The sequence below is a fragment of the Paraglaciecola algarum genome, from assembly GCF_021532655.1.
Lineage (GTDB): Bacteria > Pseudomonadota > Gammaproteobacteria > Enterobacterales > Alteromonadaceae > Paraglaciecola > Paraglaciecola algarum.
The window spans coordinates 1-12,146 of sequence record NZ_JAKGAS010000005.1; the positions used below are offsets into that span (position 1 = coordinate 1).

12 protein-coding genes and 1 pseudogene are annotated in these 12,146 nt (G+C 40.1%); 10 read left to right on the top strand and 3 right to left on the bottom strand.

What is annotated here, in order from left to right; all coding sequences use genetic code 11:
* Positions 1–616: 616 nt before the first annotated feature.
* On the bottom strand, positions 617–2,287 hold the full coding sequence (locus L0668_RS10285) for a YfjI family protein (RefSeq protein WP_235312334.1): 1,671 nt from the start codon (positions 2,285–2,287) through the stop codon (positions 617–619).
* 772 nt (positions 2,288–3,059) lie between these two features.
* Here L0668_RS10285 and L0668_RS10290 point away from each other — a divergent pair.
* The 4 genes from L0668_RS10290 to L0668_RS10305 all read left to right on the top strand — a co-directional run bounded on the left by L0668_RS10290 (position 3,060) and on the right by L0668_RS10305 (position 7,408).
* The gene (locus L0668_RS10290) at positions 3,060–3,338 is read left to right on the top strand and encodes a hypothetical protein (protein ID WP_235312336.1); all 279 of its coding nucleotides are present in this window, start codon (positions 3,060–3,062) and stop codon (positions 3,336–3,338) included.
* A 10-nt stretch (positions 3,339–3,348) separates the two neighbouring features.
* Positions 3,349–4,407, top strand: coding sequence for a hypothetical protein (locus tag L0668_RS10295; RefSeq protein ID WP_235312337.1), 1,059 nt, complete (start codon positions 3,349–3,351; stop codon positions 4,405–4,407).
* A 779-nt stretch (positions 4,408–5,186) separates the two neighbouring features.
* Positions 5,187–7,010, top strand: coding sequence for a TonB-dependent receptor plug domain-containing protein (locus L0668_RS10300; protein ID WP_235312338.1), 1,824 nt, complete (start codon positions 5,187–5,189; stop codon positions 7,008–7,010).
* A gap of 206 nt (positions 7,011–7,216) precedes the next feature.
* Complete coding sequence (locus L0668_RS10305; RefSeq protein ID WP_235312339.1) at positions 7,217–7,408, top strand: hypothetical protein; 192 nt, start codon at positions 7,217–7,219, stop codon at positions 7,406–7,408.
* A gap of 20 nt (positions 7,409–7,428) precedes the next feature.
* Here L0668_RS10305 and L0668_RS10310 read toward each other — a convergent pair whose 3' ends face one another.
* Positions 7,429–7,593, bottom strand: coding sequence for a hypothetical protein (locus tag L0668_RS10310; RefSeq protein WP_235312340.1), 165 nt, complete (start codon positions 7,591–7,593; stop codon positions 7,429–7,431).
* Between the two features lie 158 nt (positions 7,594–7,751).
* Here L0668_RS10310 and L0668_RS10315 point away from each other — a divergent pair, with 158 nt between their 5' ends.
* From L0668_RS10315 to L0668_RS20915, 6 genes and pseudogenes are all read left to right on the top strand, one after another.
* On the top strand, positions 7,752–9,212 hold the full coding sequence (locus L0668_RS10315) for a serine hydrolase domain-containing protein (protein ID WP_349815638.1): 1,461 nt from the start codon (positions 7,752–7,754) through the stop codon (positions 9,210–9,212).
* Between the two features lie 135 nt (positions 9,213–9,347).
* Positions 9,348–9,803, top strand: coding sequence for a transposase (locus L0668_RS10320; protein WP_235312343.1), 456 nt, complete (start codon positions 9,348–9,350; stop codon positions 9,801–9,803).
* Between the two features lie 26 nt (positions 9,804–9,829).
* Positions 9,830–9,979 (top strand): hypothetical protein, encoded by a 150-nt coding sequence (locus L0668_RS20905; protein WP_349815639.1) that lies wholly within the window; start codon positions 9,830–9,832, stop codon positions 9,977–9,979.
* Between the two features lie 24 nt (positions 9,980–10,003).
* Positions 10,004–10,123: a DDE-type integrase/transposase/recombinase gene (locus L0668_RS20910; RefSeq protein ID WP_349815640.1), complete on the top strand. Its 120-nt coding sequence runs from the start codon at positions 10,004–10,006 to the stop codon at positions 10,121–10,123.
* A 39-nt stretch (positions 10,124–10,162) separates the two neighbouring features.
* The gene (locus L0668_RS10325; RefSeq protein ID WP_235312344.1) at positions 10,163–10,327 is read left to right on the top strand and encodes a hypothetical protein; all 165 of its coding nucleotides are present in this window, start codon (positions 10,163–10,165) and stop codon (positions 10,325–10,327) included.
* Positions 10,328–10,379: 52 nt separating this feature from the next.
* Positions 10,380–10,496, top strand: a pseudogene (locus L0668_RS20915) (IS3 family transposase); the annotation flags it as partial.
* A gap of 231 nt (positions 10,497–10,727) precedes the next feature.
* Here L0668_RS20915 and L0668_RS10330 read toward each other — a convergent pair.
* Positions 10,728–11,942, bottom strand: a complete 1,215-nt coding sequence (locus L0668_RS10330) for an Acg family FMN-binding oxidoreductase (RefSeq protein WP_235312346.1) — start codon at positions 11,940–11,942, stop codon at positions 10,728–10,730.
* Between the last annotated feature and the right edge of the window lie 204 nt (positions 11,943–12,146).

Sequence of the window (12,146 nt, forward strand, 5' to 3'; positions counted from 1 at the left end):
ACTAATGGTAATCTGTCGCCAGTAGAGTATGAGCAAAGTTCCTTAAGAAAAGTGTCCTGATTTAGTTGCGCAGAACATAGAGTATGCCTAAGTGTTACCTTCGGTATTTGAGTGTGTCTTAGTGTTATTAGGTGTATGACAATACATAACCTAATAAAGATAAAAGATTAAAAGATTAAAAGAAATAAGGAATAAGGTACTACGTACCTTATGTGATCTATACATCAAAAAGGACCTTTAAAAAATCTGATTCAAACAGAATCAGATTCGGCCCTTTTCGAGTACATAGTATAGGTAAACTTTGCTTATAAATTTATTTTGATTCATTAAAACAGCCCCTGAATTCAGCGTTTAATACTCAATAACTCTGACCAAACACGCTTTTAAAACTAGGTTTAACATTATTTAAACCGAGCGAGGCATTGTTGACCACTACAGATACCCACAAGTGAATATCTTAACAATGTACGACTTACTCAAAAAACGTTAGGGATACAAGCTGACGGAGTTTTATGATTACGTACTTATCAAATAAGAATTATGCATACACAGAAATGAAAAAACCGACTATTTTACCTATTAATAGGTAAAATAGTCGGTATGCCAGACACATCATTTAATTAATACAAGCATAACGCAAGGGGTAACCATTACTCGAATATAACGGTAAAGGTGATTGAGGAACAAGATCAATATAAAATGCATTTTTTCCTTTAACTTTAATCTCCTCAACTACTGCTACGATTCCTTGACGTGACAAGTAACCCAGAGCCTGGTTTAAGCCCTCTGCGTTAGTAAAGGGACCACATTGGAGCACCTTATTTTGTCGCATAAACCTTTCATCAAAATGCATTTCATCAAAATTCCTCCCTACTAGATAAACCCCAAAGTTGTTATGAAGATACTTTTGGAGTTTTTGTCCATATACCACGTCCTGTGGAGGAGGAACAAAAAACTCAACAAAATCTTTGGAGCTCTGAATGCAAATTTGTATAGCCGTGTTCAACGTTTTAGCACTAATATCCCCCTCACCAAATTCAACAGCATGAAGAACTCCAGCAACACGAAGAGCGTTTTCTGCTAATTTGGACGCTAAATCTGTAGCAGATTCGTATAAACCTCCAGGATTAGTATTAGATTCAACATAATTTGCAAAATTGATCCACAATTGCTCACCTTCTTGATCTAATTGCAACTCCTTGCGTTTGAAATTGGAATCTGACAAAGATGATAGGAGTTGAATAGAAAGGCGTCCAAGCCTGGAATACAATAAATTAGTTTTGTCCGTATACTTTTTCGTCGTAACAATGGGACGTCGACCAATATTACTTTTTGGGTAGCAAAACATCCCCCTCGATAAAAACCCCGAATTCCTTAATTCATCGTAACGTTTACTGAGAATATTAGTCAGTAAGTCAGGCTGAATCATCGTTAAGATTGACACTTTTGGCTCTTTTACCCAAAAACTCTCTCGAGATAATCGTGATACCTGCAAAGCATCTCCATCCCAACACTTATTTAACAAGGGGATACTCTTCATGCTTGAATCGTCTAGTACCTTAGCTCCTTCACTAGTCGAAATTAATGCAACGGGCATATTGGCATACAGGTTTTGCAATAAAGCACTGATAGTAAAGTCATCATATACCATAGTCAGAAAATCAAGCTTCTCAGGTTTCAATTTCTGATGTTCACTTAAAGCCTTTTCTTCCTCGATAACTGAATCATTTTCCTTAGCAATTTTGTAAGCTCTTTTAAGTATTTTATTATCTAATTCCCACTTTTCTAGTGATTCATCAACCTCATTATTAAGAGTTTGAATATGTTCATTTATCACCTCCATTAAAATGGTATATACCTTTGAAAAATAGCGATCTACAGTTGTTTTTCGCTCACCTGATAATGCAGCGATATTCACATTCAGTGATAACTGGTGCAATGAACCTAAAGGTGAACGTACAACATACAAGCCTTGAACAACACCGGCAAGAGAGACGTTGCCTGCATCAACAATCATCCTCCCAGGGGCATGTGTGTTTAAAGCAATCTCCTTATATGCCCCCCAAATAATATTAAGGTGTTCAAATGACTGGCAATCTACGTCCAGAAAATTTGTAGGCGTAACGAGGTGTGGTTGACGTTCTTTAGAACTTAAACTAGTAGAATCTACTAATGTTTTTGTTTTACTGTTTGAATGATCTTCCTCTAAATCAGGAACACCTAACCTTGCTGTAAAGTCTTTGATTATTTTTGCTAGCGGTAGCTTACTGAACTTGTAAGGTTTCATAATCTCACCTCCAGTTTACGCTTCGCCGCAAAGTCTTGAATGTCGCCCCTTCTAAAACGGACTGTTCTATTTGATAGATACATTGCTAACTTAGCTAAGTCCGCTTTATACCTGGCTGATTTTACGCACCTCCAGTCATAACCTGTCTGTACAGATATCCCTAGCACTTGACACATTTCCGAGTGCGACAGATTGTCATCAGGATCTTTTGTTAAGCTTGGGGGGATATTAGTATTTAACTTCAGAGACAAAGCTGTCTCTTTCGGTTGATTACTAAGATTGTTATTACTCGTTTTCATATATGCTCTCCGCATTAGTTAAAAAATTAGATTAATCAGGAGTTTAGAACTCTGATTAGGTCTAATTATGAACAACGAACAGCGCCACAAAAATAGGGTGGAAAAGCCATCTAAATGATCATAAATCCCCCCTATATACACCAATAGAAAATATAATTAACTGGTTGAAAAAGGTAATAGTAAATAGGTCAATTAAAACTTATCCTGATAGTATCAAGTGAGTAAAAATCAATTGTACCAACGGCCTTTGCTTCCAAGCAGAGACAGAAAAGTAAGTGCTGGTTCTCACTTAGGTTTAAATCCAGTGATGTAAGAAAATCCCTTCTGTTAAAGTCATCATTATTGTAAAAAATACTAAAGCCCGTGCATATGGCTTTAGTCTTCATTTAGCCTTAATCGCATAAATCAGTTGATCTTATGATTAAAAAGTAGTCAACTTGGGTACAAGGAATCTACGACAAGGAACGCTAATTTTGGCCCAAATTACTATATCAATTTCAAACCCTGTTTTATCAGGCTTCTATAAAACCGTTGACGCAAATGATGATGTTGTTGCTGAATCTCAGAATTCTATTTCCCATTCATTTGATTCACAAACTGGTAAGGAATATAGAACAGCGTTGACTGTTACAGGTTCAGAAGGCAGTAAATACAAAATATCAGTAACGGGTGGTAGCGCTTCTGTATACCCTACTGAAGAACAAACTCTAGCTAACAACCGCGATGATTATGTAGTACGAACAACTGGATAAGGATATTCAAATGAAACTCAGTATAACAGCCTCAGTATCGATTATAGTTTTGACATCTCCTACGTATGCCAATGATCCATTAACCCATCTTAGTGACCAGGTACCACGTATAGCTGCTGATGAAGTCACTCCACCACAACCGACGGACAATGAGTCCTATCAAACAGGATGGTCACTTATCGCTGGTAGTGACAAAGAACAAGTTAGTTTTAAATATGCTCCAATAACAGGTAAGAATAACTTTGCAATTACCCTTGCTGCACCACTTAATAGTGATGGCGTAACTACTCTTTTTGACAGTAAAACAGATGCATTTGCTAACTCTACCACTATTACCGCTAGTTTTAATCGAGCTGTAATCACTAATTTGCAGTTTAATTCTCTACATGTAGAGGAGATTTGTCGTAGTAACTTCAAAGCATTTGATCTTAAAGAAGCTGATGAATGTAACACCGCTGGAGACATATCTGAATTATTGGAGGATTTAGATACCACACAATTATCAGCCAGTGATATTGCTTCTATCAATGATTTCAAAGACGAAGTACTCAGCCCCATTTGGTTTTACGGCGGCTCAATTAGTTATGGTCGCGAAGAATTTAAATATTTTGAAGTAGAGTCTATAACCACACATGAAGAAAATGAAAAACCTTACGGTATAAGTTTAAGTGCAACTTACCTGAAGCCAACTAAATATGCTCTAATAGCTTCGTTACAGTATCAGAAGGGTTTTACCGCTGAGAGTGCTGTGACACGTTGTCCTACTTTAGGTGACAGCGCCACGTTTGTTGAATGCATTGAAGCCCAAAAAGGGCTACCGACTGAAACCACAAATAAAAATTTAAAGCTTGGCGGTCGTTTCTCTATATCTATTTTTGGACGCGACATAGGATTAGCGCCAGATCTCACCTATGACTTTGAAGATGATGAACGTTCAGTTGCATTTCCAGTATATTTATTTAAGTCAAAAGAAGGGGGGATGAATGGGGGTGTTCGAGTGGATTATGAAAGTGGTGGCGAGGGTAGTACGGTAAGTTTATTCATAGGGCAAACATTCAAATTATACTAAGTTAACCATCAAAATTTGCAGGCTACAAAGAATGCGGCGGTACTATCGAGCTGATCCCTACTGCCGATTTATGCAGCTTATCTGAATTAGTCTGAATTCAATCTTACGTTTTCTATGTACAGGGCTTGAGCAAACCTTACTGACGGCTTCGTGCCAATTGCCGCCATTCCGCACTTTTAAAAGTAACTTCGGCTTCACGCCCAAAGCGGACCAAACGAATTATAGATTCCAACGGCAAAAATAAGCGTTAAAGAGACGGTCACGATCATTAGGCGCTATTGGCTGAATTCTGCAAAACGGACGTTCAGGCAAATCATTCTGTCCCCTAAATAAGTTTAAATTATAATATGAAAAACACTGTGCAAACGCACATATTTAAAAATTCAGTTCTGGATAGAGCTTGCTGATCTATGTGGAATGAAAAGTAAAAATGTATAGGTTTGTTTACAAAGTGTAAGAAAGCACCCCGCAAGACGAACAATTCTGCAACAGAGATGAGCAAATTAGATTGTTAGGATCCTAGTCCGCCAATTAAGCCAACAATCTAGGACAACACAATGAAAAAAACTATGATCATCGTCGCTGAAGCGTCAATGCTTGCGTCATTACTTCTATCAAACCAGTCGTTTGCAGTTACCAATAGCTCTAACAATAGTGAATTCGAAGTACTTACTGTAAAGGGGCTGCGGAATAAACTTAACACTGAACCTAGCGAAGAAACGGTCAAACTTCTCAATATTGCTGGTATAAATGATGATCCGCTAGCAGCGGTGTTTTCCTTGCCAGGTGTTCTGTATGCCGGCGGTGACGACGGTGGTGGCCCGGCAGTACGTGGTTCCTCTCCCCAAGACAACGCTTTCTTTATTGATGGGATGCCCGCAGGCTATATATACCATCTATTTGGAGACAGCGTTTTTAATAAAAATATTGTGCAAGATTTTAACTTTCAAGCTTCGTCATTTGGTGCTCAATATGGCGAAGCAACAGGAGGGATATTCGATGTAAAATTGCGCGATCCAAGACAACAAGATATCAAATTCACCCTAGATGCCAGTCTTACAAAAACAGGTATCTTTGCGGAAGGCAGTATAGCCAAGGACCAAGCTTTTTACGCTAGCTATAGACGCTCACTTATTCACTTATTTTTAAAGGAGGGTTCAGACGAAGAAGGCATCACAATTACTGATGCACCAATAAGTGATGATTATCAAACGAAGTATCAATGGCAAATAGGAAGTAATCAAAAGTTAACGATATCTGCATTAGGCGCAAGTGATGAAGCGGGCGCTGATATATCTAGCCTATCGGAGGAGGGTAGAATACAGCCCGATCTTATCGGCAATGCTCGCGTCAAAACGTCTGCAAATTCACAGTCTATCTTTTATGAATATTTTGGCAATAAGACCTACTCTTCAATAGGTATAAACCAACTTGTAACAGAAGACCGAAGCAGTTTCGGCGCAGGGCAATTTACAGACGGCAAAAACACGCAGAGTAATTTAAGAGCTAGCGTGACAAGCAATATTGTCCCGAATCACACCATAACGTTTGGACTTGATGCCCAACGCAATAGCTTTGATTATGCGTACGATATCATTAACTATACTTGTACCGAAATAACCCCCGATTGCGAAAGTCAGAGAGGTGAACGAGTGCAAGGAAGCGATGAAATAGAGATTGATGTTATTGGTGCATACCTCATTGATAGTTGGTATTTATCTAAAACTGTTATGGTTGAAATTGGAACGAGGTTTGAGAAAGATAGTTATACCGATGAATCTTTTGTTCATCCGCGTATTAGCCTAGCTTGGATGTTGAATAACTCAAGTACCGTGTTTGCAAAAGGAGGCGTTTACTCGCGTTTTCCAGACGGGGAGCAAGCCCTGCCCACATTAGGCAACCCTGACTTAAAACCCTTTTTAGCGAATCATTACTCGGCGGGTGTCGAAAATGATTGGAATGCATTATGGTCGAGCAAGTTTGAAATTTATTATAAGCAATTAGAGGATTTACCTCGCGCGACTGATGATTTGAGTCCGAATCCTAGCCTCAACTATACGAATGATGTCAGTGGAGAGTCATATGGTGCAGAATTACTAGTCGAACGACAAAAGCAGAACGGATGGTATGCTTGGGCTAGCTTCAGCTATTCAAAGAGTGAGCGCACCGATGAGCTGAGTAAACAAACAACTCCTTATAGGTTAGATACACCTTGGGTACTGAATATGGTAGCTAATTATGAGTATTCTGATGACTGGGAATTCGGCGCACGATTTACGGCTAGAGCAGGTGCGAGATATACCCCGATTGACAGCCTAAGAGTCAATCCAGACTTCCCAGATAACTTTCTACCAAACTATGGCGAACTTAACAGTGAGATACTACCGGATTACGTTCGTTTAGACCTACAAGCAAAATATTCTAGGCTACCTTATGGCCTAGATGGTGCAGTTACCTTTGCACTTTTAAATGCATTGGGAGGTGATAATGTTTCTGGTTACTATTATTTGCCAGATGGCACTGAAAGTTTAACCAATGTGCCGATAGAGGCCGAAAAAGGTCTTGAAGTCTTTCCTTCTATTGGCATTGAACTGTCTTTTTAAGACCTCTTCCTACATATTTCAGAAGGCATGTGGTACCTAATACATGCTTTCTTTTCTTCTCCTAGGCAGATTAAATGTATCCACCAGACTTACACAAAAGTGGGAGCCCTAATGCATTGCGTTGAGAGCAAGCCTAAGCATGTAAAATCGATCGTACTTAAAACGTAAATGAAATCTTATCTTTTTTAGACGTCTCGCATTTACCTATGCCACCACCATCAAGACCAACCTCGGGAGCAGACAATGTTAGCTCACAAGTTATTGTTGAGCCTCTATTACCAATAAGAAGCGCTTCTACTTCAGAAGTTAATGTGGTTGAGTCTCTCAAAATGAGCGAGTCATCACCGCTAGACTCGCCAATCTCCCAGTCAGTGCCAGAGGACGATGATGTGGATTGAACAAACTTACCTGAAAATAGCTAACCATCAAGCATGGTTACCTTGAGCAAGCCGCCATTATCAAAAAGTGTTTGCTCATATTCAAACTGTACTGGGTTGTTCCCACTAACGCCTTGGATCGTGCCTGTTGTCGTACACGCAGTGATTGAGGCAATGCCTATTGCCAATAAAAATGGTTTATACATGTTGTTACTACTCCTATATTTTCGTAGAGGTTAGCAGGTCGAAACAGCCATCCATAGGTGATCTTACAATTTAAATACACTTTCCTCATACTTTAAAACAGTATTACTAAAGGCTGGGAATTACAATTCTCAGCACTTAATTAATCGAGGTATAAAAAGTGAAAAAGTCTATTGCAATACTCTTGTCAGTCGTTGGACTCTACGGTTGCGGCGGTTCTAGTTCAAACAATTCGACACCAAATCCTAACCCAAGCGCGCCTGATTTCGCACCATTACGCGAAGCCATACAAGACAATCTCGCCAACAACAACGCTGCTGCTGTATCTTTGGCAATCTACAAAGACGGTGAAATTGTTTTTGCCGAAGCCTTTGGTGAAAAGGTAAAAGGAGAAGGAGAACCAGTAACACCCGATACACTTTTCCAGCTTGGCTCAACAACTAAGATGTTTACTGGTGTAGCAGCCTTACAATTAGTGGAACAAGGCGTTATTTCATTAGATGACAAACTAGTCAACGTTTTACCTCAAATTCAATATCCGGGTGAGCAAGCACTCGATTGGCAAGATATTGACATTAAGCATCTGCTAACCCATCAAAGTGGCTTACGAGATAATTCACTTGATATCGATGAACCATTAGTAGACTTCATGAAGTCGATATACCCTAGCCAATTCTCACAAATGAATCCTCCTGGTTTATTCTTCAATTACAGCAATCCGAATTGGTCATATTTAGGCGCAGTCGTAGAAGAATTTGGGCAGAAAGATTTTGCCGACTATGTGAAACAGAATGTGTTCGAGAAGCTTGGCATGTCTAGAACCTCAATTGGTCGTTCCGGCGCAACCGCCGATGGTAACTATGCATTGGGGTACCAGGAACAACCAGATGGCAATAATGGGTATGTAACAGACATTAGTCAACTTCCCGTGAGTACGGTAGGCCATCCTGCCGGTACTGAAACTTGGTCGACCCCCACAGAGCAATTGAAAATGGCTGACTTCTTACTGAATGGTAATAGCAATATTCTGGACAATTCACTAAGAGCTCAAATAACAGAAGCACAGGTGAGCCGCGAATTTGGTGGATTGCCACAGAACTATGGTTACGGCGTTTTTGTCGCTGACGGATTTATCCAAGGAGATAATTGGTTCCCGCTCAAAGTATGGGAGCACGGTGGTAACACCTCGGCCTACACAAGTGAGTTTTTTATCTTCCCAGAACAGAATATTGCCATCTCAATTATGAGTAGTGGCGCATTTAATGATCTCAGACCATCTCTGGTTGCAGCAATCACCGCGGTTGGAACATTGCCGAGTTCAATAGAAGAGCCTGTATCGTCAAGCGAGCCAACGCAATATCACAAACATGAAGGCACGTATTCGACAGGCGCATTAACCATCATCGTATCCCAAGAGGGAAACAACTTGTTTTTTACTATTCCAGAATTTGAGTCGAGCAATATTCCGTATGAACGTCGGATCGCTCCTGTAGGAGACAGAACTTTCGTCGCTGCTCTGAACGGAGAAGAAATTCGATTAACCTTTTTCCCAATTCAAGAAGGTGGGGAGTCTGTTTACATTCGCACTAGAAACGATGTTGCAATTAGAGATGGTTACTAGGCTGGGAATTACGTTGATTGAGTGGTCGGCCACTGAAGGTGGTCGACAGCAAATTCTATAAGAAAGAAACTGTAATGGTCTAATTATTCAAAACACATTGTTAGAGGTATGCTACACCAAACCAATGAGCTAATAATGAGTAAGAAATTTACAAACGATCTAAAGCTTGAATGCATTGAGCTAGTGACAGCTAAAGGGTATTCAACGAAACAAGTTGCCCAAGATATGAATGTTGGCTATTCCAGTTTACAAAAGTGGGTACGTCAATATAGAGCTGAACAATTAGGCATTACTCCTAAAGCATCAGCGTTAACAACTGACCAAATTCGTATCGAAGAGCTAGAGAAAAAACTCAGACAAGCCGAAAGTGACAATGCCTTGTTAAAAAAAATTGGCATCAGCCTTCTTCGCTATGGAAATGACCAACGGCAACAGGTCGCGTTAAAGCTGAAGAAGGCAGGGTTTATTGTGCGGGATATATGTCGGTGTTTTAGTTTAAGTCGCAGTGTCTTTTATGCCAGAACAAAAATGAAACCAATCCGGCCACAACAGCTGCGTTTAGAGGCGGCTGTAAAGCATATTCATCAATAAATGGATGCAATCTATAGAGTAGAAGAATGATAATTGAATTGCGAAATTTAGGGTTTAACGTGGGGCGATATAAAGTTCGAGGATTGATGAGAGCTCACAAGCTTATTGCCAAACGATCTAGACTACATCGGTATCCCAAAGGTGGTAAGCCGTCGGTCATTGCCCCTAACCTTTAAAATCGACAATTTAACCCCGAGCGTGTGAATACCCATTGGTCGGGTGATATCACCTACATCCGAACCGGGCAAGGTTGGCTGTATTTAGCTGTGATTGTTGATTTATGCTCCCGTAAAATAGTCAGTTGGGTATTTTCTGATTAACCTAACTCAGAGCTAACAGTTCGAGCAATCAGCTTGCCAGTGAATAAACGTCGCCCCGGTAAGGGCGTGATATTTCATTCGGTTCAAGGAGCTCAATATACCAGTGAAACATTCCAACATTGTTTACGAGAGCTTGGACTACAATCCAGCATGAGCAGGGCAGGCAACTGTTTAGATAATGCAGTAACAGAACGATTTTTTTAGAAGCTTAAAGTCGGAACGAGTTAATTACCGCCGGTACCGAACTCGTTATCAAGCACAAGCAGATATCATTGATTATATAGAGCCATGTTATAATCAGAAACGAAGACACTATAAACTGGGTAATATATCGCCAGTCCAATTCGAGATGCAATTTAGGAAATGCGCCTAATAATATGTTCATGAATACTTGACCATTACATTTGGTGTGGATAGCGATATCCGGTATAAATATTGGTATTTTTCATGCCCAGATTATCGCATGTTTCTGAATCAGTTCGTTAACTTGACAGTACCAGCGTTAAGGCTATCAAAGTAGTGTTGTTGGTATCCAAATATTTCAGAGCCTTTAAATGTAAGCTCGCACAACTTCCAATAGAGATAGGCTCAAGAATATGTCTGTTTAATTCACAAGGTACGCATGTAAGCCTCGTCGTGGAGATGGCTTGGGTAAGGTCTTTCCGTTTGGAATTCTCCCGATCCGGCACAACATTTGAACGGTTGCATCAGAGGTAGGAGTTTTAGAAATCAGCTTTTCTTTCAATTCGGAATGAAGCTGTGACATTTCGGGGAACTCTTGTAATGCTTGTGAAATTGGATGCATCACAAAACCATGCTTAGTCGCAATCAAATGCGCTTTGACATACGTTTTACCCGCCATAATTTGCGTGAGCCTGGTGTTGTCCTGGCTCGTCAACACGTAAAAACTTGGCGTCGCGTCAACTGTTTGATTGAAATCATCTAATTGTGCTTTTACGATCCTTGAATCTGGTGACGGAAATTCATTGCGGTCAAACAAACCAAAACGCTCGAATGCGACTAAAAGCGGTGATGTAATGGATATACCGTCTCGATGTTTTTCAATCTCCATTGAACCCACACGCAAAAGTTGGGCACTTTCCAAATACGTATTTGGTGTTGTTAACTCAATTTTCCACGCCTTTTTAGCAATACGCTTAATATGGTCAGAAAGATAAGCGTGTTTTTTTTCAACGATCACACGATTATCTAGAAGAGGAGTACCAAGACTAAGAAGCTCAGATTTTAGCGCTTTAGTTGGTGGGGTATTGTTGTCATATACACTTCTTGCGGTTCGTCGTTTCGATATATGATTGAAAAGATCATGATTTGCCAGTTCGATTGAACGTATAAATCTTACTCTTGCGATCGGTTTGCTGTTTATTGACGTCGAATTAAATACCCCTTCTTCAAACCAAGTTGTTTCTGTGTTGTATCCAAATTGCTTCGCCGCGATATCCAGAAGACCAAGCATCGCCCCCGTTCCAATCAGTATTTGTCTACCATAGGGATCGGTATGCTCTAATAGTCGTTCAGTGTCAATTCTAATCAAAACATCGTACTTGCCCTGTAGTTCTATCAACCAGGGCTGTCGGTTGTGTGGATTCGGTGCGAGGATAGCCCATGCAAGTGCTCGAATTCGAGGGTCAGAAATGTCATTGACAATTTCCTCCGGCGACCACGCCGCTATTGCAGATTCAGGAATGTCTGAAGAAAAGGAGCTACAACCGCTGATTGGCAATGCGGCAAAAATGACTCCTCCACCAATGGTTCGTATAAATCGTCTGCGACGTAGGTTAGTGGGTTGTTTTGTCATCATGACTTCTCCAGCTTTATGTAGTTCAGCATGGTTAACGTATTTGCGCCCGGCTGAATAAAATTTTGGATTTATGTAATCGAAACTTCATGATAATTATCCCTGCTTTGATCTCGCGATTCTTTATGGATAGTGTTGGGAATTAGATAACAATTGTAAGGTTCTGTAAGAATCTCCGATTAAAATTTCAGGAGGATTTTGCGAATT

What these genes read in the sequence shown, in the direction of transcription:
- L0668_RS10285 (WP_235312334.1), bottom strand. Translation starts at nt 2,287, where the DNA reads ATGAAACCTTACAAGTTCAGTAAGCTACCGCTAGCAAAAATAATCAAA.
- L0668_RS20905 (WP_349815639.1), top strand. Translation starts at nt 9,830, where the DNA reads ATGATAATTGAATTGCGAAATTTAGGGTTTAACGTGGGGCGATATAAA.
- L0668_RS10295 (WP_235312337.1), top strand. Translation starts at nt 3,349, where the DNA reads ATGAAACTCAGTATAACAGCCTCAGTATCGATTATAGTTTTGACATCT.
- L0668_RS10305 (WP_235312339.1), top strand. Translation starts at nt 7,217, where the DNA reads ATGCCACCACCATCAAGACCAACCTCGGGAGCAGACAATGTTAGCTCA.
- L0668_RS10320 (WP_235312343.1), top strand. Translation starts at nt 9,348, where the DNA reads ATGAGTAAGAAATTTACAAACGATCTAAAGCTTGAATGCATTGAGCTA.
- L0668_RS10310 (WP_235312340.1), bottom strand. Translation starts at nt 7,593, where the DNA reads ATGTATAAACCATTTTTATTGGCAATAGGCATTGCCTCAATCACTGCG.
- L0668_RS10330 (WP_235312346.1), bottom strand. Translation starts at nt 11,942, where the DNA reads ATGATGACAAAACAACCCACTAACCTACGTCGCAGACGATTTATACGA.